26 protein-coding genes and 1 pseudogene are annotated in these 20,409 nt (G+C 42.3%); 3 read left to right on the forward strand and 24 right to left on the reverse strand.

Annotated features, from left to right (window positions below; genetic code table 11):
* Positions 1–47 precede the first annotated feature (47 nt).
* The 14 genes and pseudogenes from PGU50_RS00820 to eno all read right to left on the reverse strand — a co-directional run.
* On the reverse strand, positions 48–1,907 hold the full coding sequence (locus PGU50_RS00820) for a VirD4-like conjugal transfer protein, CD1115 family (RefSeq protein ID WP_330672427.1): 1,860 nt from the start codon (positions 1,905–1,907) through the stop codon (positions 48–50).
* A 23-nt stretch (positions 1,908–1,930) separates the two neighbouring features.
* A complete protein-coding gene (locus PGU50_RS00825; RefSeq protein WP_055057305.1) occupies positions 1,931–2,422 on the reverse strand; it encodes a PcfB family protein in 492 nt (163 codons plus the stop codon).
* An 82-nt stretch (positions 2,423–2,504) separates the two neighbouring features.
* The gene (locus PGU50_RS00830) at positions 2,505–3,299 is read right to left on the reverse strand and encodes an ATP-binding protein (RefSeq protein ID WP_270245974.1); all 795 of its coding nucleotides are present in this window, start codon (positions 3,297–3,299) and stop codon (positions 2,505–2,507) included.
* Positions 3,299–4,117: a replication initiator protein A gene (locus PGU50_RS00835; protein WP_270245975.1), complete on the reverse strand. Its 819-nt coding sequence runs from the start codon at positions 4,115–4,117 to the stop codon at positions 3,299–3,301. Before PGU50_RS00835 ends, PGU50_RS00830 begins: the two co-directional genes overlap by 1 nt.
* A gap of 9 nt (positions 4,118–4,126) precedes the next feature.
* The gene (locus PGU50_RS00840) at positions 4,127–5,005 is read right to left on the reverse strand and encodes a replication initiator protein A (RefSeq protein ID WP_117579928.1); all 879 of its coding nucleotides are present in this window, start codon (positions 5,003–5,005) and stop codon (positions 4,127–4,129) included.
* Positions 4,998–5,390 carry a hypothetical protein gene (locus tag PGU50_RS00845; RefSeq protein WP_055060295.1) on the reverse strand — a complete coding sequence of 131 codons (393 nt, stop codon included), beginning with the start codon at positions 5,388–5,390 and terminating at the stop codon, positions 4,998–5,000. Before PGU50_RS00845 ends, PGU50_RS00840 begins: the two co-directional genes overlap by 8 nt.
* A 13-nt stretch (positions 5,391–5,403) precedes the next feature.
* Positions 5,404–5,802, reverse strand: coding sequence for a single-stranded DNA-binding protein (locus tag PGU50_RS00850; RefSeq protein ID WP_005344165.1), 399 nt, complete (start codon positions 5,800–5,802; stop codon positions 5,404–5,406).
* A gap of 13 nt (positions 5,803–5,815) precedes the next feature.
* A complete protein-coding gene (locus PGU50_RS00855) occupies positions 5,816–6,214 on the reverse strand; it encodes a hypothetical protein (protein WP_044921493.1) in 399 nt (132 codons plus the stop codon).
* A 129-nt stretch (positions 6,215–6,343) separates the two neighbouring features.
* Positions 6,344–6,655, reverse strand: a complete 312-nt coding sequence (locus PGU50_RS00860) for a DUF6050 family protein (protein WP_022068206.1) — start codon at positions 6,653–6,655, stop codon at positions 6,344–6,346.
* Positions 6,645–6,812, reverse strand: a complete 168-nt coding sequence (locus PGU50_RS00865; protein WP_165853758.1) for a hypothetical protein — start codon at positions 6,810–6,812, stop codon at positions 6,645–6,647. Before PGU50_RS00865 ends, PGU50_RS00860 begins: the two co-directional genes overlap by 11 nt.
* A 4-nt stretch (positions 6,813–6,816) precedes the next feature.
* On the reverse strand, positions 6,817–6,951 hold the full coding sequence (locus PGU50_RS00870; protein ID WP_015524546.1) for a hypothetical protein: 135 nt from the start codon (positions 6,949–6,951) through the stop codon (positions 6,817–6,819).
* Positions 6,948–7,853 (reverse strand): ParB/RepB/Spo0J family partition protein, encoded by a 906-nt coding sequence (locus tag PGU50_RS00875; protein WP_270245976.1) that lies wholly within the window; start codon positions 7,851–7,853, stop codon positions 6,948–6,950. Before PGU50_RS00875 ends, PGU50_RS00870 begins: the two co-directional genes overlap by 4 nt.
* The gene (locus PGU50_RS00880; RefSeq protein ID WP_118142723.1) at positions 7,843–8,628 is read right to left on the reverse strand and encodes a ParA family protein; all 786 of its coding nucleotides are present in this window, start codon (positions 8,626–8,628) and stop codon (positions 7,843–7,845) included. The genes PGU50_RS00875 and PGU50_RS00880 overlap by 11 nt, the downstream gene beginning before the upstream one ends.
* A 295-nt stretch (positions 8,629–8,923) precedes the next feature.
* A pseudogene (gene eno / locus PGU50_RS00885) lies at positions 8,924–9,391 on the reverse strand (phosphopyruvate hydratase); the annotation flags it as partial.
* 218 nt (positions 9,392–9,609) lie between these two features.
* Here eno and PGU50_RS00890 point away from each other — a divergent pair.
* Together PGU50_RS00890 and PGU50_RS00895 are read left to right on the forward strand one after the other, a co-directional pair.
* Positions 9,610–10,452 (forward strand): YitT family protein, encoded by an 843-nt coding sequence (locus PGU50_RS00890; RefSeq protein WP_270245977.1) that lies wholly within the window; start codon positions 9,610–9,612, stop codon positions 10,450–10,452.
* Positions 10,453–10,555: 103 nt separating this feature from the next.
* Positions 10,556–11,269 (forward strand): GTP pyrophosphokinase, encoded by a 714-nt coding sequence (locus tag PGU50_RS00895; protein ID WP_243006456.1) that lies wholly within the window; start codon positions 10,556–10,558, stop codon positions 11,267–11,269.
* Between the two features lie 77 nt (positions 11,270–11,346).
* Here PGU50_RS00895 and PGU50_RS00900 read toward each other — a convergent pair whose 3' ends face one another.
* Together PGU50_RS00900 and PGU50_RS00905 are read right to left on the reverse strand one after the other, a co-directional pair.
* A complete protein-coding gene (locus PGU50_RS00900; protein WP_022220814.1) occupies positions 11,347–12,348 on the reverse strand; it encodes an asparaginase in 1,002 nt (333 codons plus the stop codon).
* 29 nt (positions 12,349–12,377) lie between these two features.
* A complete protein-coding gene (locus PGU50_RS00905) occupies positions 12,378–12,914 on the reverse strand; it encodes an HD domain-containing protein (protein ID WP_008371469.1) in 537 nt (178 codons plus the stop codon).
* 156 nt (positions 12,915–13,070) lie between these two features.
* Between PGU50_RS00905 and ymfI the strand changes: the two genes are divergently transcribed.
* Entirely contained in the window at positions 13,071–13,805 is a 735-nt protein-coding gene (gene ymfI, locus PGU50_RS00910) for an elongation factor P 5-aminopentanone reductase (protein ID WP_270245978.1), read from the forward strand.
* 3 nt (positions 13,806–13,808) lie between these two features.
* Here ymfI and PGU50_RS00915 read toward each other — a convergent pair whose 3' ends face one another.
* The 8 genes from PGU50_RS00915 to PGU50_RS00950 all read right to left on the reverse strand — a co-directional run bounded on the left by PGU50_RS00915 (position 13,809) and on the right by PGU50_RS00950 (position 20,352).
* Positions 13,809–14,564, reverse strand: a complete 756-nt coding sequence (locus PGU50_RS00915) for a hypothetical protein (RefSeq protein WP_270245979.1) — start codon at positions 14,562–14,564, stop codon at positions 13,809–13,811.
* Positions 14,565–14,769: 205 nt separating this feature from the next.
* On the reverse strand, positions 14,770–15,522 hold the full coding sequence (locus PGU50_RS00920; RefSeq protein ID WP_022220816.1) for an exodeoxyribonuclease III: 753 nt from the start codon (positions 15,520–15,522) through the stop codon (positions 14,770–14,772).
* A gap of 29 nt (positions 15,523–15,551) precedes the next feature.
* Positions 15,552–16,331 (reverse strand): tRNA pseudouridine(38-40) synthase TruA, encoded by a 780-nt coding sequence (gene truA / locus PGU50_RS00925; RefSeq protein ID WP_117557148.1) that lies wholly within the window; start codon positions 16,329–16,331, stop codon positions 15,552–15,554.
* A gap of 54 nt (positions 16,332–16,385) precedes the next feature.
* Positions 16,386–17,150, reverse strand: a complete 765-nt coding sequence (locus PGU50_RS00930) for a type III pantothenate kinase (protein ID WP_008371460.1) — start codon at positions 17,148–17,150, stop codon at positions 16,386–16,388.
* A 3-nt stretch (positions 17,151–17,153) separates the two neighbouring features.
* On the reverse strand, positions 17,154–17,819 hold the full coding sequence (locus PGU50_RS00935) for an ECF transporter S component (RefSeq protein WP_270245980.1): 666 nt from the start codon (positions 17,817–17,819) through the stop codon (positions 17,154–17,156).
* Between the two features lie 55 nt (positions 17,820–17,874).
* A complete protein-coding gene (gene coaBC, locus PGU50_RS00940; RefSeq protein ID WP_270245981.1) occupies positions 17,875–19,074 on the reverse strand; it encodes a bifunctional phosphopantothenoylcysteine decarboxylase/phosphopantothenate--cysteine ligase CoaBC in 1,200 nt (399 codons plus the stop codon).
* Positions 19,075–19,088: 14 nt separating this feature from the next.
* A complete protein-coding gene (nrdR, locus tag PGU50_RS00945) occupies positions 19,089–19,538 on the reverse strand; it encodes a transcriptional regulator NrdR (protein WP_270245982.1) in 450 nt (149 codons plus the stop codon).
* Between the two features lie 118 nt (positions 19,539–19,656).
* Entirely contained in the window at positions 19,657–20,352 is a 696-nt protein-coding gene (locus tag PGU50_RS00950) for an NUDIX hydrolase (protein WP_270245983.1), read from the reverse strand.
* Positions 20,353–20,409 lie beyond the last annotated feature (57 nt).

Raw genomic sequence — 20,409 nt, forward strand, 5'->3', positions numbered from 1 at the left:
TAATGTCAGTTATTCCTTTCCTCATTATTTTTCGTTCATTCCCATGGTTACTCCGACAGCTCCACCTGAATTACCTCCACCTCTTCTTCGGGTTTCGGTGTGTACTGCGGATTTAACTCTTTTTCTACTTTGTATCGGTTTTTCTCATTTTCATCTGCAAGAAACCGATAATTTTTGTGTTTCGTGATATCATATTTGTCTGAGAAAAATGGTCTGGCACCACGAATCTGCAGGATACATTTTCCTCCATCCATGACTGCAATCTCATCTTCTGTCATCAGCTGTTTGCCTGTTTTCTGGTAATTCAATCCAAAGGACTTCTGATTGCTCCTCGTTTCCGAAGTGTTATACAGATCAATGGTTTCCTTACCCAGAAGTTCACTCATTTCCTTTAAGGTAGTTTTCTCTTTTCCACCAAGAAATAGTGTAGTATCACAGTTACCCAGAATGGTATCTGCACTATCCTTGTACATTGCCTTTAGCTGACTCTGTGACTGCAAAATAATAGAAGCAGAGATTTCCCTGCTTCGGATAGTTGCAATCAGCTTGTCAAACTGAGGAATTTGCCCGATGTTGGCAAACTCATCAGCGATGACACGCACATGCACCGGAAGTCTTCCACCATATTCATCATCTGCCTTATCGCAAAGCAGATTGAAAAGCTGTGACTGTAACATGGCAATCACAAAGTTAAAGGTTGTATCTGTATCTGACATAATCAAAAACAAGGCTGTTTTCCTGTCCCCAATCTTATCCAGTTCCATTTCATCATAAGACATGATCTCACGAAGTTCTGCGATATCAAATGGTGCCAGCCTCGCACCACAGGAAATAAGAATACTTTTGGCAGTTTTGCCAGCCGCCATTTTGTATTTTTTATACTGTCTGACCGCAAAGTGCTGCGGATCTCTTTCTTCCAGTTCCTGGAACATCATATCCACTGGATTCTGGTAAGTTTCATCCTCTTCACGGGTTTCGCTTTCATTCAAAAGATCCAGAAGGGTATTCAGATTTTTTTCCTCTTCATCACCTTCATACCAGATAAAAGCAATCAGTGCTGTGTAGAGCAATTTCTCTGCTTTCACCCAAAAATCTTCGGAAGCTTTTTCCCCTTCACCTTTGGTATTCACAATGATTGTTGTCACCAGCTTCAGGATATCCTTTTCAGACCGTATATAAGCAAATGGATTGTAATGAAGGGACTTGGAAAAATTGATGGTATTCAGAACCTTAATCACATATGGCTCATGTACCACTTTTCCAGATTTATCTTTCATGATATTTCCATTCTTATCTTTCTTAGGTGGTCCCTTTGCTAACATCTTCCCGCACTCTTCAATCAAAGTGCCTTTCGGATCTGTAATGACCATGGAACAGTTCATCTGCATGACCGATGGTTTTACGAAAAAACGTGTCTTACCGGAACCACTGCCGCCGATGACCACTATATTTTTATTTCTTGCATACTTCGGCTGCTTCGGTCTGCTCTCCATGGTCAGTGCTTCTGTTGCTGTCAATGGAATGTTCATCCATGTATCTTCCGACATATAAGGCTTGATATCCTCTGCGGTTCCCCATCTGGCTGAACCATACTCGATGCCTTTCCGTAATTTCTTTGCATCTGCCTGTTTCTGCCAGACCAACACTTTCAGAACGACTGCAACAACAATACCTGCTAACAGATCTTTCCCGTTATTGCTTAACACAAAACCTGCAAAAATCCGGTCTGCGTGTTCCATTGCATATAATAGTTTGTTCCCCATATCTTCTCCCGGACTGTTCCGGTAAAGAAAAAATGCCCGGTCTGCATAGAAAGCAGCCAGAGCATAAGGGATATTTGTAAGAACCAGTTTCTTTTTATCCAGGGCGGACAGCTTACCCCCGATTTTATTCTTCCACTTCTGCATCAGAGTTTTGCCGCTTTTCTTTTTCATCGACTCTGCTCCTGATGCCGGTTCTTTACTTTGTCCTTCGTCTTCTTTGGCATCATTGCCCGGTAAGCTGCAAGACGCTTATGAATGGAAGGTTTATTCGCTTTTTGAATCTGTTTCTGGGAAAACTCACGGAAAGCAGCATTGAGTGCATCCTGATCACGTCCCTTGAAGAATACCAGATAAACCGGAGGCTCCTTGCTCTTGTCTTTTTTCAGAGCATAATTGATCCCGTATTTTCTGGCATACCGTTCAAAGGACTTGATATTCTTATTTGTGATCTCGATATTGACCATCCCGGCATTCTGTTTTGCCAGCTCTTTTACCGTGACCTTTCCCTGTTTCGGCTGATTTTTCTGTGCTTTCTTCTCTACTGATTTCTGCTTCTGATGACGCAGATACGCAACAAGAACCTTTTTCAACAGGTCTGCCGTAATCTTAGTAGCCCGAATACAGAACGTGACCGTTTTCTGAGTTACCTCTTCCTGCATGACTTTTCCCTCCTTTCAGCGATTCAACTGCTGTCCAGATCTGTAATCATGGCAATCACCCCCTTTAATGAAAAAAGACAGATTAACCGGTAATCAGGTTCTGCACCTGTACGAGTTTTTCTGTCCCTTCTTCTTTTCTCTTATCTTCTCCACCACAATAGATGGGAACACACATTTCAAGTATTCTACTGTAAATACGCTGATGGGCAGTATCCAAATCTGTGGATTTCATTTCATTCAGTCCCAGATTCGTTGTTACGATCAGCGGAAGCATTTTACAATAGCGGCTGTCTATCACATTATAGACCTGCTCCAGGGCAAACTCGGAATTTCGTTCTATTCCCAAGTCATCAATAATCAGCAACGGATAATCCACAAGATTTTGTATAATCTGGTTCCTATCTGCCTGATAGCTGGTCATTTCATTTAAGATTCTGGAAAAATTTGTCATCATGACACGTTCTCCCTGTTCCAAAAGTGCATTTGCAATACAGCCTGCAAAGAAACTTTTCCCGGTTCCAACTGATCCCATCAAAAGCAATCCTACATTTTTTCTCTTCATATCTGTCCAGTTTTCTACATACTGCCTGGCAATTAGTATCTTCTGGTTACTTCCGTTGTCATTTTCAAATTTCCATTCCCAGAATCTTCTTTCCCGAAGTCCGACGGATTTTCTCTGATAAAGCTGCCGCTGTGCTTCTTCCCACTGCATCTTCTCATCCAGTTCCTGCCTGGCTTTTACCTCGCATTCGCACAAACAGGACACTACATGCTCAAATCCCATCAGACTGACTTTCATCTGTTTTCTTTTTCCACAGGTGCCACAATGAAGACATCCCTCTTCGTCCAGATAATCTGCTGTTACTTTATTTTCCATCACAGGCTTTCTCCTTCCTGAAATTCATATTTATCCATTCCTGTCCTGGTTCCATCCCTTTCTGCCCAAAGACAGATTGTTGCAAAATGGTTCTGATACTCTTTTCCACTGGATTTCATATAAACAGAAAGATGATCAATCCGTTTCTGGTAATCCCATGGAAATAGCGTCATCAGCTCCTGCAGTTCAGCTTCCGACAGAACAACATTTTTAAATCTACCATACTGACTGAATTTTTCTTCCAAAGTGGGAGTATTGCCCTTACTCTTATCAGTATGATTCTTTTCAGTCTTATTTATCTTAGTATTACTTCCATCCAGATTCTTGCAGTCCGGACTTCTATTTTTTTGCGTTCCGGACTTCCAGTTTCTTGCAATCCGGATTTCCAATTCCTTGCAGTCTGGAGTTCCAGTTTCTGGCATTCCAGAAGAAAAGTATCTTACTGGCTTTCCTCTACTCCGTTTTACAAAATTTTTCACATATATGACAGAAGGACGATTATTCCCCTGCCGATACCGTTCGATCAATCCAATTCCATGCACACTGTCAAGCTCATAAAGAAGCTTTGTTACTGTTGTATGCGACATTCGCAACAGCTCCTGCAATTCTGCAATCGTGTAAATGATATAGACATAACCATCACTGTCAATCCAGCCATTTTTCTTGGATAGACTGATTCGATCAAGCAGAATTCCGTAAAGAAGCTTTGCGTCTGTGGACAGGCTTGCAAACTCTTTTTCTGTGAACAGAGCTTTTGGTATCCGAAAGAAAGAAAACTGGTCAGATTCTTCTGCTCTGAAATATTCAAAATCTGCCATAATATTTTCCTACTCTTCTACATCAAAATCACAATTTGCAGCACTGCCTGTACCATGACATAATTCATCAAGCACATAATTGAATGCATTCATCGCTTCTTCCAAATAGATTTTCCTAGCCTCTTTATCACACGCATACATATCGGCAATAAATCCTTCATCATTTCCTATTGCGTGTACCAGAGTCTCCAGAACTTTCATAAATTTCTTTTTTGAACACTTTTTATTCTGCCTGTTCACATATTGCTGAATATCCAGTACTCTATCAGCATTTTCCTCATTCTCTTCAAGAATTCCAAACGCCAGATCCATGCCAAATTCATAGCCATCACAGGAAATCTGATCAACATCAAGCTGTCCCAGCTCATCTCGATAATTTCTTTCTTCCATTGAAGTCAGTGGTGTCTCATATTCATCCAGATATCCCATATCTGCAATTGTTTCCAGAATATCTCTGGATGCTTTCACCATTTTGTCCATAATGATTTCTCTTTCTTCCATCGGCATATTTGCCATAATGCTGTCTAATGTCATCATTGATTCTTCCTCCATCTCATTTTCATAAATATCGTTGATATAAAAGTGGTTTGCCTTTCCATTGTTCGGAATGATACGCACCAGATTTCCAACATCCACCAGTTCCTGTACTGCCTGATCTACCCCATATCTAGTTGTATTCAGGTCTTTCTTCATTTCACTTTTTGGATAGATTACATACAAATCCCCCTTACCATCTACCCAATCATTCTGCACCGCAAATTTCAAACGATCCAGAAATAAGCTGTATAAAATCTTTGCTGTATTTGACAGATTTTTGTATTTTTCCATCTGGAACAGCACCTTCGGCACCTGCAGACAATCTACCGGCATATACTCCATCTTACTCATTGATTGTTTCCTCCTTCTGTTTGTACAGCACTTCAGCTGAATTGATATTGATTTCCAACATCCCTACAAATACCTGATAGTACAGAAGGCATATCTGTTCATCCTCTCTTGCCAGATACAATCCTTCCAGTTCATCGGACGGATGTTTCATTCCATATACTGCCTGACAGATATCATGGATTTTCTCACATTCCACACTTCTAAGATGCTGCTCCAAGGTGTGGTTAAATCTCTGCCAGTCCTCCAGTTTCTGATTTACTGACATCATGCACTGGAACAGTTCCGCTGCTTCACATGCTGCTGACAGCACTACATTTTTGTTATTGATACTTCCATCGGCATTTTTCATATGCCCTACCATATACGCCTGATCTACTGAAACCATCTTTTATCCTCCTCTATCTAAACGGCATTTCTTCTTCCATGCCCTCTGGGATCTCTAAGAACCCTTCCGCATCTTCTGGAAACGGTGGTCTGTCAACCATTTTTGCACCTGCGAATTCAATCCGGTTTGCATACACTTCGGTGGTATAAATTTTTTTCCCGGTATCCTTATCTTCATAATTACCTGTGACAATCTCGCCTTCCACCATGACCTTCGTGCCCTGCATCAGATAATCTCTGGCAAATTCTGCTTTCTTTGCAAAAGCCTTTACCGGAATGAAACTGACTTCATCGGAATAATTTCTTCTGACTGCCAGAACAAACTTGGCAATCTTATGAAGTCCTTTTTCATTCTCCACTTCGTTGTATCCGGGATTTCTTACCAATCGCCCGGAAATAACTGTTGTATTCATTGGCTTAACCCTCCTATGCTTTCATTGATTTGTAACAGATGCCGATACATGGTCCACATTTTCCATAGGCACATCCGTAACATTCATCTTTTTCCAACTCTTCTTGCTTCATTTCATCGGCAAACATTCCTAACAGTGTTGTATAAATCTTTTTCATTGCAAGGAACTTTTCTTCTGCTTTTTCCATCTTCTCTTTGTAAAATGGGATCAGTTCACGAAGAACTGGATGGAAACGTTCATTTTCATCATCCCAGGCACAGGTTTTCATCATACAACGTGGCTGTTTCTCATAATTGCCCAGATAATACGGGCAGAACGTACAGCCTCTTTCTTTAACAATTTCCACCGGAATTACTGGCATCTGACTTTTGATTTCCTTAGTTACATGCTTACTTTCAATTCGCTCTCTCATATTAAAAATCCTCCAAGAATATATATTTGCAAAAGGGACTTCCCCTGAATTGCCTGGTTTTAAGCACAAAAAAAGAGGCAGACTTACGATTTTTGTTTTCGCAAGCCTGCCTCTTATCAATCTAATATTCTATTTTCCAATGACATACCGTATAAACACGTATATCGCTCTAATCACATACACTGGAATCATGATACTTCCAATCAATGCTCCAATGATGACACTTAATGCAGCCATCCCAAGTGTTGCTGTGGTATCCATTCCTCTCGGAATCAGAATCAACCGCATTTTATGTATTCCAAATGGAAGTCCAGCAATAAATACCCACCAGAACCAATCCGTCTGTCCACTGACCTTCATAATTGTTTTTGTCATCCAAAACCAGAATACCATAAATGCCAGTGGCAGAATCGATTTTTTAATTACATCTTCAATCGTCATCTTTTTTCTCCCTCTGTCTGATTCCTTCCGCCACCTCCCGATTAAGGTTTGCCAATATTTCTCTAACCACAGGAGAATCCAATCGAAAGGTTTCCAGATCTTTCTCCGTAAGCTCCCTTCCGTTCGCATCATATCTTCGTACAATTTTTAAAGCCATACTTTCACTTCCTTCCTGCTGATAATCCTAATGTTTTCAACAAATGTTTAAACTTCTCTCTTTTTATCCGTTTAACACGTATCTTTTCTATCTTTTTCAGATAGACTTGTATTCTACTTGCCATATCTTCATTGCTCATTCTTTACCCTCTCTTTCTGCCCACGATGCCAGAAGCATAAATATAATTTCTTCCATCTGAGTCTTTGTATATGTATCTGGAAAATATTGTTTCAATTTCTTCGCCGGAATCTGCACCTGAACTTTTTCAGTACTATCATTCATGCAAATCTGGTCAATTTCTGAATACGTCAACATCCGCTCTTTTGAAATCTGCTTCAATTCCTTTGCCTGCTTCATGGAAGGTACCATATTGTGATTACTCATATACTGAAATAATATCTGCTGCTCTTCAGTTCTCAAATAAGAAAGTTCAACAGCTGTGTTAAAGGGAAGCTTCTTCTCGTCTGCCAATTCTAATAGCTCTGCTACTAACTCTGTCAGATGAATATATCGAAGAATCTGTCTGGAACTATCTCCTGTATTCTGACTGACTTCTTCTGCCGCCAACTTCTTGCCAACTTGGCAAGAAGTTAAATCAGATCGTTTTCCCTGACGCTTTAACGCCTCATATTTCATTTTATAAGCAAATGCCTTTTCGCTGATCAGCAGCTCTTCTCGTTGAATGTTGGAATCTACCATAATCACCGTCGCTTCATCATCTGTTAGATCTTTGATGATAACCGGCATTTTCTCTAGTCCAGCAAGTTCACATGCTCGTTTTCGCCGATGACCAGCTACCAGCTCATAACCACCGGATTCTCTCAACCGCACAATACCAGGAACCAACACGCCATATTGTGTAATACTTTCCGCTAATTCTTCCATTTTCTTATCATCTCTTACTTGAAACGGGTGATTCGTAAATGGATGAAGACTTCCTATTGCTATCTCACTAATTCCATTGGTTGTCTCTTCGTTTGTTCCAAACAATGCATCAAGCGGCTGTAAGGAAACGGGAGTTGCTCTTTTTTTAGATGGCATCTTTCAGCACCTCCTCCGTCACTCTCCGATAAGCTTCTGTAGCTTTGCCTTTCGGATCATAAGAGAAAATACTCTGTCCTTCTCTGACTGCTTCCTTCATTCTTACAGAAAATGGAATATAATTATCGAAGATATGAATTTGACTTCCATATACATTTCTGAGAAGTTCCATATTATTCCTGGCATCATTCGTATGAGCATCGACCATCGTAAACAGAATTCCACCGACTTGCAGCTTCGGATTGATTTGCTTACGGACCTTACCGATTGTTTTTAATAACTGCTGCAATCCTTTGATTGGCAGGTAAGACGCTTCAACCGGAATTAGTACTTCATCTGATGCAGCCAGTGCATTGATTGTGATCATTCCCAATGATGGCATACAATCAATGATAATTGCATCATATTGATCCTTGATACCATATAAAATCTGTTTCAATACATATTCCCTGCTCATTGCATTTACCAACTGTACTTCCGTACCTGCCAGTCCAATGTTAGAACAGATAATGTCTATTCCTTCTGCCTGATGCCTGATATAACAGTCTGAAGGAATATCTTCATCTTTCATTACTGTATCCATAAGAGCTGTAAGTGTTTCATTACTTTCATCACAATCACGATATCCAAATCCTGCGGATACATCAGACTGTGGATCGGCATCAACGATTAACACTTTCATATTCTTTTGTGCTAATCCTACTGCTAAATTAGCTGTACATGCTGATTTTCCCGTTCCCCCTTTTTGGTTTACAATAGAAATTACTTTTGCCATAATCTTTCCCTTCTTTCTTGTTAAATAAAAAGACTGAATCAGACAGCTGAGATATAAATCTCATGCGAGCTAATTCAGTCCAAAATATATTTTTATTCAATTATCACCGCTTTCGTGGTATAGTAAATACATCTCAGCAGAGTTCTGAAATTCTATTACTTCTGTACTGTGTTATTTATAAAAGAGAGGCCTTTCCTTCATAAATTCGTTGATTGGTTACGAAATTTATTTAGGACTAAATCGCTAGAGCCCTTGTATTATAAGGGGTTCTGCCTTGTGTCATTATAATAACACAAGCACCCCCATTTAGGATATTCATCATCGGAACCGGCATCTGCTTTGCATTTACACCGCCAAGATACTGATACAACGGAATCCCCAGCGCATCTGCTGCTGCCCTTGCTGCTGCAAGAGACACTCCAAGCATTGCATTTGCTCCCAGATTGATCTTATTGTCTGTCCCGTCAAGCTCCAGAAGCATCCGGTCGAGCTTCGCCTGCTCCAGCACGTTCATTCCCAGAATTTCCCGGATGATCCGGTCATTCACATGCTCCACGGCGCGTCTGACACCAAGTCCCTGATAGCGGTGTTTCCCGTCTCTTAACTCAATTGCTTCATATTTTCCTGTCGATGCCCCGGAAGGAACCATCGCCCTTCCTGTAAAATGACTCCCTGCAAGTACCTCTACTTCTACAGTCGGGTTCCCGCGCGAGTCCAGAATTTCCCGCGCAATAATATCTGTAACCGGTATATATTGGTCCATAATCCATCCTCCTTTTTTGTCTTTTAGTATGTCCTTTCGGGCGCTGAATCATGCACGAAAATCCCCGTATTTTCGTATCATCGTATACATTACGAAAATGCTCTAAAACGGTTGACTTCATACATTTTCGGCGTTACAATACCAACGGAAATCGGGTGATATTTTTTCAGTATTTCATTCGTTTTCTAAAACTTTATGAATCAATCGGGGAATATAAAATGAGAGAAAAAATCGAAAATTTTATTGCAATGAGCGGAGCAACTCTGCTGATCGCAGTAGGAACTTATTTTTTTAAGTTTCCAAACAACTTCACATTTGGCGGAATCACCGGTCTTGCCGTACTGATTGCCAAAACCGGACTTATTTCTGCTGCCGACTTTTCATTCGTTGCCAACATGTCACTTCTGATTCTTGGCGCAGTGATCCTCGGTAAAAAATTCGTTGCAAAGACAGCCTACTGCAGTGTCCTGCTTTCTGTTGCGCTTTCTTTATTTGAACGAATCTTTCCAATGAACCAGCCATTTACCAATCAGCCTATGCTTGAGGTAATGTTTGCGATTGCACTCCCGGCACTCGGTTCTGCAATCCTCTTCAATATCGGATCTTCCAGTGGCGGTACAGATATTATTGCCATGATCCTGAAAAAATTTACAAGTGTTGACATCGGACGTGCACTGGTTTGCTCAGACGTTGCGATCACCGTTGCAGGTTTCTTTATCTTCGACATAAAAACAGGACTTTATTCCTGTTTCGGACTGATCATCCGTTCCTTCCTTGTAGACAGCTTTATCGAAAGTCTGAACCTTTCCAAATATTTCAACGTTGTCTGCAGTAATCCGGAACCGATCTGTGATTACATCGTCCACTCACTTGGCCGAGGCGCCACAATCTGTGAAGCACACGGAGCCTTTACCGGTGAACATAAATACATTATTTTTACAGCGCTGAACCGTCAGCAGGCAATCAAACTCCGTAATTTTATCAAGACAAATGATCCTTCTTCCTTTATTCTGATTTCCAACACCAGCGAGATCATCGGAAAAGGATTCCATAGCATTTAAAAGATTGTTATTTTTAAAACAATTTCCGTACTCTGTATGCTATGCACCTTACCATAGATATGCTATAATAATATAAGCAACCAGAATAAAGAGGAGTAATCATATGGAGACACAACTTAACCTGATTCCGGCTTCTGAGCATCCCACTGCGCTGGAATCACAGTGGCTAAATGCGATTAGTCCGGCTGATTTTATCAATAATAATAAGAACTTTGATGTTCTGATGATGAAGTATCGCTGTGCGATCCGCGAGATCCAGACAAAGCTGGAAGTCCTTGATGATGAGTTTTCAGCAGTAAACAGACGCAATCCAATCTCATCTATCAAATCACGTGTAAAAAGTCCTGCCAGCATCTATGAAAAGCTGCGCAGACGTGATCTGCCATTTACAGAGGAGAGTATTGTCAAGAATTTGGACGATGTCGCCGGAATCCGGGTGATCTGCCCGTTTATCAGTGACATTTATACAATTGCCAACCTGATCACTTCACAGGATGACATTACCGTTCTTAAGATCAAAGACTACATAAAAGCACCAAAGCCAAACGGTTATCGAAGCTATCATATGATCGTTGAGATCCCGGTTTTCTTTACAGAGGGAAAAGTTCCAATGCGCGCCGAAATCCAGATCCGCACGATCGGAATGGATTTTTGGGCAAGTGTAGATCATCAACTTCGTTACAAAAAAACAATCGGTGCTGACAAAGATATCGAGGCCATCGAAGCCGAACTTTTGAAATGTGCACAAACCGTAAGCGAGACGGACTGCCACATGGAAGAGATCAAAGACATGATCGGCGACTTTGAAAAAATCTAACCGGATAAAATTAAATATTCAAAAAGAGGAAGGTGTTCCATTCATCCGGAACCCTTCCTCTTTTATTTGCACCTGCTTTATCCTCTCTTTGTAAAAAGGATATCGTGATTGATCTGCGTGTAAAATGCTTTCTGCATATCCTGTTCTTCTCTTCCCATCAGCCACATCAGCTTTGTGATCACTGCTTCCAGCGTCATATCATAGGCTTCGATCATATTGAAATCCTGCTTAACTTTTTTCCCGACTTCATAGACCGTCATATTACTTCCCTCGTTGGCAACCTGTGTTGTCATCACGACAAATTTGCCCTTGCCTGACCATTTTTCCATCTCCTGATAGAATTCCTGAACAAGCGTCTGCGGAATACCACCTACGCCAAAGCTTTCAATTACCAGACAGTCATAGTGTTCAAACAGATAGGACAGAATATCCGGCTTCATTCCCGGGATCAGCTTTAATACATATACACTGTCTTTCATATCATAATAAAACTTAACTGCATGGCGGCACGGGATCTCCGGAATATACCGGACCAGGATACCATCCTGAATAACTGCAAGATACGGAAAATTGATACTCGAAAATGCATTGTAACTCTTTGCATGCTCTTTTTTTGCACGTGTTCCGACAATTACCTTTCCGTCAAATACAAGGTTGACCCCCTGGGAATCATCATCCGCCGCATAAATAAAGCTGTCCAGCAGATTTGTCTTCGCATCTGTCACATCCATATTGATCGGCTTCTGCGCTCCTGTAACAACAATCGGCTTGGCTGAATTCTGTATCATATAAGAAAGTGCCGCCGCTGTATATGCAAGCGTATCCGTGCCGTGGCAGATTACAAACCCATCATAATATGCATAATTGTCTTCCACTGCTTTTACCATCATTTTCCAGTGTTCCGGTGTTACATTCGTGCTATCAAGATTACACACCTGCTTTGTCTGAACCTCACATACATTTTTTACAGCCGGAATATAAGATAAAATATCCTCCGGTGTCAGTCCCGGTGCCAGTCCATCCTTTGTCTGACGGGATGCGATCGTCCCACCTGTACCTAACATCAAAATCTTCTTCATCTTTTATTGTCCTCTCTTCTACCTCATTATTATCCAAAATTTTTGTCAATCAGACTACAGTATTCTGCAAATGCTTCTGTCTCTGCAAATGCTTCCCGTAATGCTTCTCTGACGCCTTTATAATACCATCCGATCGTTGCTTTGTCTTTCATTCGGAATCTGTTCCACAATTCCTCTCCACATACAGGATAATCCCGATCAATATCCCGCATATTCGACAGCTTGTCCGCAAGTCCGATCATCTGAACCTCAATTGGTGCTGTCTTAAGCCTTTCTATGGTTGCACTTTTTCTTTCCATCCAGGTCTTGGATTTATCTTCGCTTTCCTGTGATACGATTCCCGCAACTCTTGCTGAAAACATCTCTTTTAACACATTTGCATCCACACCCTCACAGTCCTCGATCGTATCATGCAGGATTGCTGCACTGATGATCTCCTCATCCTGTGTCATCGTGGATACTATCTTTCCTACTTCCATCGGATGTACAATATACGGTCTGTCGGTCCCCTTCCGATACTGACCTTCATGTACTTTGGTGGCAAAATCAATGGCTTTCTGTACCATGTTTTTCCTCCTTGCATCTGTATGACATTTTTTCAATATTTATCATAACACCAGCGTCTTTAAATCACAAGAAAATCAGTGTATAATATTGTCTGATTATGTAGAAAAAAACAACTGTAAAGTAATTCTTATAAATAGCAAAAGGAGTTTTTATAAATGAACAGAAAACAGATTCTTGTCACCGGCGCTTCCCGTGGAATCGGAAAAGCCTGCGCTATCCACTTTGCAAAAGAGGGATGGCATGTATTTTTAAACTGCCGCAAATCCATCAGTGAATTGCAGGCTACTGCTGATTTTATCACAAAGGAAACCTCCGGTTCCTGCGAAATCCTCCCAGGAGATGTAGGTGTTCCATCCGAAGTCGGACGTATCTTTGACCAGATTGAAATGTCCGGCTCCGGTCTTGACGTACTCATCAACAATGCCGGAATCGCATGGATGGGACTTCTGACGGATATGAGCATTGAAGAATGGAACCGAATGATTTCCACTAACCTTTCTTCCGCATTTTACTGCTGCCGCGCAGCACTTCCTTACATGATCCATCAGAAAGCGGGACGTATCATCAATATTTCTTCGATGTGGGGAACTGTCGGTGCTTCCTGCGAAGTCGCTTATTCTGCCGCCAAATCCGGTCTGAACGGTCTTACCCGCGCACTTGCAAAGGAACTTGCGCCAAGCAATATCCAGGTCAATGCGATCGCCTGTGGTGTCATCGATACCGTAATGAACGATCTTCTGGATGCGGAAGAAAAAGCTGCCCTCGCAGAAGAAATCCCTGCCGGACGTTTCGGGACACCAGAAGAAGTCGCGCTTCTCGCATGGCAGCTTGCAAATGCCCCTGCCTATTTTACCGGGCAGATACTGGGTATGGACGGAGGATATATCTAACTCCTACTCCCAGATCTTGTCCCACTTCGCGTAAAGTGTAATACTGGATGCCGGGTATCTTTCGGATTCCCGGTTTTCCAGAAGCTTTGTCTGCTCCGTATATTTCTCATTCAGCTCATCTTCAAGGGTCCCATACTGCTCCTGTTTTGCAAGCTCTGCCAGTTCTTTTTCCTGCACAACTCCGGCATCAGTCCACGCATACCATCCTTCAAATCGATATCCGTCTTTCACTGCCGTTGGCATACATCCTTCACTTAACCGAAGGCTCTGCCCATACACAGTATAGTCTGCCGCAAATTTTCTTTTGTTCTTTCCTTTATTCTGCCCGGCTTCAAGCTCTTCACCATTTCCCCTTGTCGCAAACATCCTTCTTCCGCCTGCTGTTGCCGTACCGTAATTCTCGATCTCACCACCTGCAGCGTCATAATAAATAACCGTATAAGGTGCCCAGACATATGCCGTACCAAACTTTTCTGTCTCTGGCCCTGTCCCATTTCTGTCAAACCGGAATCCGTAATGGTATTCTTTTCCTTCATAAAAATAAGTGAAAAATCCTGGTATTCCTGCCGGGATCCCAACCTCCTGATTTACCGACTTGTGAAAATCAAACCGGATCAGCTCTGCTCCATCCGGTGTCTCCCCATCATCTGCGTAAACCGATATTCCTGCACTATTGCACACCCAGACAATCACTCCACCAAACATCACCAGCAGCAAATACCGAACTATCATCGTCCAGATACTTCCAATCCGTTCCATACATGTCCCTCCTCATCCCAAAAGCTAAATTACCCATGTATATTTATATGCAGGCAGAATTTTATATATTCCCTCAAACAGAATCATCCACTATCCCTGAACGAAAAATTTCAAAAAAATAAACTGATCAGATTCCATCGCACAAAAGTGAATCTGATCAGTTTATTTTTTTACAATTTGATGTCGCAGCTTATCGATCTCACCCCTACTTAAAATCCAGTTCCACCGGACAGTGGTCAGACCCAAATACATTTGTCAGAATCTTCGCATCTTCCAACCTGCTTTCCAGTGCTTTTGATGTACAGAAGTAATCGATACGCCAACCTGCATTCTTTTCTCTTGCCTTAAACCGGTAGGACCACCAGGAGTAAATTCCTTCTTTATCCGGATAGAAATAGCGGTAAGTATCAATGAATCCCGCATCCAGAAGTGCTGAGAATTTTGCTCGCTCTTCATCTGTAAATCCGGCATTCTTCCGGTTGGTCTTTGGATTTTTCAGATCAATTTCTTTGTGTGCCACATTCAAATCTCCACAGAAGATCACCGGTTTTGTCTCTTCCAGCTTCTTAAGATAAGCAAGAAACGCATCTTCCCAGGTCATACGGTAGTCAAGTCTTGCCAGTTCGCTCTGGGAGTTCGGTGTATACACGGTAATAAAATAAAAATCCTCAAATTCCAGTGTGATCACGCGCCCTTCCTGATCATGTTCTTCTATCCCAAGTCCGTAAGTAACCGATAACGGCTCTTTCTTTGTAAAAATTGCAGTCCCTGAGTATCCTTTTTTCACAGCCGAGTTCCAGTACTGGTGATATTCCGGCAGATCAAGTACAAGCTGCCCTTCCTGCATCTTTGTCTCCTGCAGACAGAAAATATCCGCATCTGCCTCTTTAAAAAAATCCATAAATCCTTTCTGCACACATGCACGGATTCCATTTACATTCCATGAAATAAACTTCATCTCTTCTCTTTCCTCCATTTCTTTGGTTTTTATTTTTCGCTGATCTTCTGTACCGCTTTTTTAAGCTCCGCTTCTGTATAAAAAACACGACCTAAAAACAGTCCCTTCGCCGGTGCCGGAAAACCAGATTTCTTCCGGTCTTTCGCTTTCAGAATCTCCGGTATCTCTTCCGCTTTTATTTTCCCGATTCCCACATCCAGAAGCGTTCCGGTAAGTATCCGGACCATATGATATAAAAATCCATCTCCGATCCACGATAACGTAAGTGTATCCTTTTCATACACGATCCCAACCGCATAAATCGTCCGTACCGTATCTTTGTCCTCTTTCAAATCCGTAAAGGCGGAAAAATCGTGGGTTCCCATCAGATACTCTGCTGCTTTTTCCATCGCAGCGATATCGACCGGATGTGGAAAATGAAACCGGTATTTCCGATGAAATACTTCCATCTTGTCACGCAGATCGATCTGATACTCATAGCATTTCCCGACCGCACTCTTTCTTGCATGAAAATCCCGTTTTTCTCTGCTGATATCCAACACTCTGATATCTTCCGGGAGAAGTGCATTTAACTGCTTCTTAAAACTGTCCATATCAATTTCTTGTTCCAGATACAGACTGCACTCCTGCCCTAACGCATGTACACCACTATCCGTTCTTCCTGAACCACTGACCACCATCTTTTTCCCTACAATTTCTGAAATCCGCCGTTCCAGAATTCCCTGTACAGTAAGTTCCGTATTCTCCTGTCTCTGCCATCCACGATACGCCGTTCCATCATAGGCAACTGTTATCCGGTAAGTATTCATCCTTTTATAAAAGGGGCGAAAACTTTATAAGTCCTCGTCCCTGTCACCTTTCTGTTATCTGTTTTTCCGGTAAATGATCAGAAGTCCTTTCAGGAGCAGATCGTCATCCAGTATGACCTCTCTCTTGCAGTACGGAACAATCTTCTTGGAAAGTCCTCCTGTTGCGATTGCAGTCATCGGCTGTCCAATCGCTTCCTCAATCCGGTCAATAATTCCATCGATTGCCGCTGCACTGGAATAGAGAACACCACTCTTCATACATTCAATCGTATTCTTTCCGACAATCCGCTTCGGTGCTTCCAGACCGATTCCCTGAAGCTGGGATGCATTTTCCGTCAGGGCGTTCAGTGAAATATTCACTCCCGGATAGATCATGCCTCCGATATAATTTTTCTTTTCATCGATCACACTGACTGTTGTCGCCGTTCCCAGATCGAAAATCATCATCGGTGCTTTGTATTCTGCAATTCCGGCAACTGCATTTGCCACCAGATCACTTCCGAGCTGTGCCGGATTATCCATCAGGATATTGAGTCCGTTCTTCACGCCAGGTCCGATGACCAGTGTCTCTTTTTTCAGAATCTTTTCTGCCGCCTCTTTTACGACATATGTAATCTGCGGAACTACCGAGCTGATGATCGCTCCTTCCAGCTTCTCCGGTTTGATTCCGTGAATATCCAAAACCATCTTGATATCAATCGCATATTCCAGTTCCATCTTTGTCTTGATCGTGGAAAGTCTTTCGATAAAATAGGTTTTGTTGTCATCCACACATCCAAGTACAATATTTGTATTTCCTATATCAATCGCAAGTATCATTTTTTACACTCCTAATCTTTCCTGTACCCCTTTTTTCATCAGTGTTTTCCCAAGTACCAGCGTGATCACCGCCGCTACGATCGCCTCCGGAATCCCATTGATTCCGATAATGCTCAGAATAAATCCATATACCGCCTTTACGGTAATACCATTGGCTGCCGCATAATCATTTCTGAAAAATACAAAAATAAGATTCATGACAAGAAGCGTATTGGTCAGTGCTCCGGAAAGTCCTGCCGCAATCAGTCCAACAGAGGATACTCCGTTGTTCTTAGAAAGCTTCTTGATCAAACGGTAAACATAAAACGGTACTACACCAATCAGAATACGCGGCACAAAACAGATGATCAGACTTCCGATCCCTCCACTGTATTCACCCAGACTGTAAAATGGAGTAAATACGAATGATGTCAATGTCGGATTTATCGTATTATTGATAAAACTTGTAAGACCAAATACACCTCCAAGTGCTGCGCCCTTCTTCGGTCCAAGCATCAGAGATCCCATGATCACCGGGATATGGATGATCGTTGCCCTTGTAAATCCCAATGGGATATATCCGATAAACGGGGTGAATGCCAGCACTACAATAAGTGCCGCAAAGATTGCCATCTGTACGAGTCCCTTTGTTTTGGACATAGATGTAGTACGTTCATTGCCTTGATTCATTTTTCTTTTCCTCCTGTTACTATTCTCTTTATGAGATACAATACATTTTGGCTTTTTATTTATTCATACACTCCAGAATCTTGTCCAGAATACAAGCTGCTGTCTCTTCCTTGCTGATCAGTGGAAGTGCAGTCTCATCTTCCTTCGTGATCAGTGTCATCTGATTTGTATCGCCCTGAAATCCTGCTCCGGCAACTTTAAGATTATTTGCCGCGATCATATCCAGATTCTTCCTTTCAAGCTTCTTTCTGGAATTTTCAACCATATTCTCGGTTTCCATTGAAAATCCGCACAGAAACTGTCCGTCTTTTCTGTGTTCTCCGAGATATTTCAGAATATCGTCCGTCTTTTCCAGATCCAGACTCATCTCACTGTCTGACTTTTTCACCTTTTCATCCGCAATATGCTTTGGCCGGTAATCTGCGACCGCTGCTGCCTTACACACAATGTCTGCATCTGCCGCTTCTTCCTTTACCGCCTCGAACATTTCCTTTGCGGTCGTGACCGGAACAATCTTCACAAACATCGGCTTTTTGATCTCTGTCGGTCCGGTGACAAGCGTAACATCCGCTCCTCTTGCCGCAGCAACGCGTGCAAGGGCATATCCCATCTTACCGGATGAGTGATTCGTAATGTAGCGCACCGGGTCGATTGCTTCTCTTGTCGGTCCTGCTGTGACAAGAATTTTCTTTCCGGTCAGATCTTTCTCATAAGCAGTATCCCGGTAAATATATTCATACAAAGTCTCCGCTTCCGGCATCTTCCCGGCTCCGTTATCTCCGCATGCCAGATGTCCGCTTGCCGGCTGGATCACTTCATATCCATAATGCTCCAGAAGCTTTAAATTATCCTGTACGACCGGATTCTCATACATCCTTGTGTTCATCGCCGGTGCAAGGATCTTCTTACATTCGGCACATGCCATCACAGTCGTAGTCAGCATATCATCTGCAATCCCGTGTGCCAGCTTACCGATCACATTCGCTGTAGCCGGTGCGATCATCACAATATCCGCCCATTTTGCCAGTGTCACATGTTCCACACTGTACTCAAAATTGCGGTCAAATGTATCGATCAGGCACTTATGCTGTGTCAGTGTCTCAAATACCAGCGGATTGATAAAATTCGTTGCATTCTGTGTCATCACAACTTTTACATCGTATCCTGTCTTTACCAGCATACTTGCCAGTGTTGCAATCTTGTACGCCGCAATACCGCCGGTCACGCAGAGCAATACTGTCTTTTTCCGTTCCATTTGTCTTTCCCCTTTTATTCTAGTATTTTCTTCAGTTCATCCATGAAGGTATTCACGTCTTTAAATTCCCTGTATACCGATGCAAAACGTACATAAGCAACCGGATCCAGCTTTTTCAGGCTTTCCATAACAATCTCACCGATCTGGCTGCTCGGAATTTCTTTCTCTTCCCGGCTGAAAATCGCTGTCTCGATCGAGTCGATCGTTTCCTGAATATCTGCTGCTGATACCGGACGTTTGTAGCACGCCCGGAGTACTCCGCCTTCCAGTTTAGTGCGGTCATACTGCTCCCGGTTGTTGTCCTTCTTGATCACGATCAGCGGTATGGTCTCCACCTTCTCATAGGTTGTAAAACGCTTGTTGCACGCATCACAGGATCTTCTCCTTCTGATCGTTGTTCCGTCATCTGCCGGTCTTGAGTCGATGACTCTTGTATCAATGTTACCACAATATGGGCACTTCATCTTTTTTCCTCCTGCCTGGTTCTTGATTGATTCTACTGCAGAATCACACACATTTTTAATGTCTATAGTATAAATCCTGTATACAAGGTTGTCAACAAATTCGCACTTTATCAAAAAGCTATGCCAGCCGGCTCTCCATCAGCTTCCATGCCTGTACGATCAGTGCCGCATGGTCACAGGCAATCCGGTCCGATTCTTTTACCTTATAATAGTTTTCTCTTACCAGACCGCTTCTTTCTCTCTTCTCAACAACTGCTGAAATTGTAAGATCTGTTTCCTTATTTTCCAATGTCAGGCGATAAATGCTTTCTTTCCATTCTCCGTCCTCCTTCATCGATTCTGTCCGGCAATGAAGCTGCATCCATTTTGCATCCGCCGCATCGTCGCCGGCCCGCACCTTTACCTGCCCTTCATTTACAACCGAAAGATATGCTGAAGTGATGATCCGTGCTCTTGGATCACGGTCCACATTTCCATAGACTGCAAATTGCTCCATCGGAAGATCCGCCACGCCGGTCTCTTCAGTCAGTTCTCTTCTTGCCGTATCTTCCAGATTCTCATGAAGTTCAATAAACCCACCCGGAAGCGCCCACCAGCCAATGCTCGGATGATTCCGTCTTTTAACCATCAGAACTTTCCATTCTCCGTCTGCTTCCTTTCTTTTGCAGGAAAATATAACTGCATCCGTTGTCACACAAGGATTCTTATATTTATAAGGATCATACTCCTCCAGAAATTCTTCCAGCGTCTGTCCTTTTTCATTTTCGTTTCCGTTTCCCCGGAATGGCTCGATTTCATTAAAAAATGCTGTCATTTTTCTTCTCTCCTTTGTCTTTTTACTTGTTCTCATTTATTTTACTGAGCAGTCTGT

Origin of the sequence: Coprococcus sp. AM11-30B (assembly GCF_027674365.1) — a bacterium.
GTDB lineage: Bacteria > Bacillota > Clostridia > Lachnospirales > Lachnospiraceae > Allocoprococcus > Allocoprococcus comes.

Coding starts and splice junctions, on each gene's coding strand:
- PGU50_RS00820 (WP_330672427.1), bottom strand. CDS start 1,907: ATGCAGAAGTGGAAGAATAAAATCGGGGGTAAGCTGTCCGCCCTGGAT.
- PGU50_RS00825 (WP_055057305.1), bottom strand. CDS start 2,422: ATGCAGGAAGAGGTAACTCAGAAAACGGTCACGTTCTGTATTCGGGCT.
- PGU50_RS00830 (WP_270245974.1), bottom strand. CDS start 3,299: ATGGAAAATAAAGTAACAGCAGATTATCTGGACGAAGAGGGATGTCTT.
- PGU50_RS00835 (WP_270245975.1), bottom strand. CDS start 4,117: ATGGCAGATTTTGAATATTTCAGAGCAGAAGAATCTGACCAGTTTTCT.
- PGU50_RS00840 (WP_117579928.1), bottom strand. CDS start 5,005: ATGAGTAAGATGGAGTATATGCCGGTAGATTGTCTGCAGGTGCCGAAG.
- PGU50_RS00845 (WP_055060295.1), bottom strand. CDS start 5,390: ATGGTTTCAGTAGATCAGGCGTATATGGTAGGGCATATGAAAAATGCC.
- PGU50_RS00850 (WP_005344165.1), bottom strand. CDS start 5,802: ATGAATACAACAGTTATTTCCGGGCGATTGGTAAGAAATCCCGGATAC.
- PGU50_RS00855 (WP_044921493.1), bottom strand. CDS start 6,214: ATGAGAGAGCGAATTGAAAGTAAGCATGTAACTAAGGAAATCAAAAGT.
- PGU50_RS00860 (WP_022068206.1), bottom strand. CDS start 6,655: ATGACGATTGAAGATGTAATTAAAAAATCGATTCTGCCACTGGCATTT.
- PGU50_RS00865 (WP_165853758.1), bottom strand. CDS start 6,812: ATGGCTTTAAAAATTGTACGAAGATATGATGCGAACGGAAGGGAGCTT.
- PGU50_RS00870 (WP_015524546.1), bottom strand. CDS start 6,951: ATGAGCAATGAAGATATGGCAAGTAGAATACAAGTCTATCTGAAAAAG.
- PGU50_RS00875 (WP_270245976.1), bottom strand. CDS start 7,853: ATGCCATCTAAAAAAAGAGCAACTCCCGTTTCCTTACAGCCGCTTGAT.
- PGU50_RS00880 (WP_118142723.1), bottom strand. CDS start 8,628: ATGGCAAAAGTAATTTCTATTGTAAACCAAAAAGGGGGAACGGGAAAA.
- PGU50_RS00890 (WP_270245977.1), top strand. CDS start 9,610: ATGAGAGAAAAAATCGAAAATTTTATTGCAATGAGCGGAGCAACTCTG.
- PGU50_RS00895 (WP_243006456.1), top strand. CDS start 10,556: ATGGAGACACAACTTAACCTGATTCCGGCTTCTGAGCATCCCACTGCG.
- PGU50_RS00900 (WP_022220814.1), bottom strand. CDS start 12,348: ATGAAGAAGATTTTGATGTTAGGTACAGGTGGGACGATCGCATCCCGT.
- PGU50_RS00905 (WP_008371469.1), bottom strand. CDS start 12,914: ATGGTACAGAAAGCCATTGATTTTGCCACCAAAGTACATGAAGGTCAG.
- ymfI (WP_270245978.1), top strand. CDS start 13,071: ATGAACAGAAAACAGATTCTTGTCACCGGCGCTTCCCGTGGAATCGGA.
- PGU50_RS00915 (WP_270245979.1), bottom strand. CDS start 14,564: ATGGAACGGATTGGAAGTATCTGGACGATGATAGTTCGGTATTTGCTG.
- PGU50_RS00920 (WP_022220816.1), bottom strand. CDS start 15,522: ATGAAGTTTATTTCATGGAATGTAAATGGAATCCGTGCATGTGTGCAG.
- truA (WP_117557148.1), bottom strand. CDS start 16,331: ATGAATACTTACCGGATAACAGTTGCCTATGATGGAACGGCGTATCGT.
- PGU50_RS00930 (WP_008371460.1), bottom strand. CDS start 17,150: ATGATACTTGCGATTGATATAGGAAATACAAATATTGTACTTGGATGT.
- PGU50_RS00935 (WP_270245980.1), bottom strand. CDS start 17,819: ATGAATCAAGGCAATGAACGTACTACATCTATGTCCAAAACAAAGGGA.
- coaBC (WP_270245981.1), bottom strand. CDS start 19,074: ATGGAACGGAAAAAGACAGTATTGCTCTGCGTGACCGGCGGTATTGCG.
- nrdR (WP_270245982.1), bottom strand. CDS start 19,538: ATGAAGTGCCCATATTGTGGTAACATTGATACAAGAGTCATCGACTCA.
- PGU50_RS00950 (WP_270245983.1), bottom strand. CDS start 20,352: ATGACAGCATTTTTTAATGAAATCGAGCCATTCCGGGGAAACGGAAAC.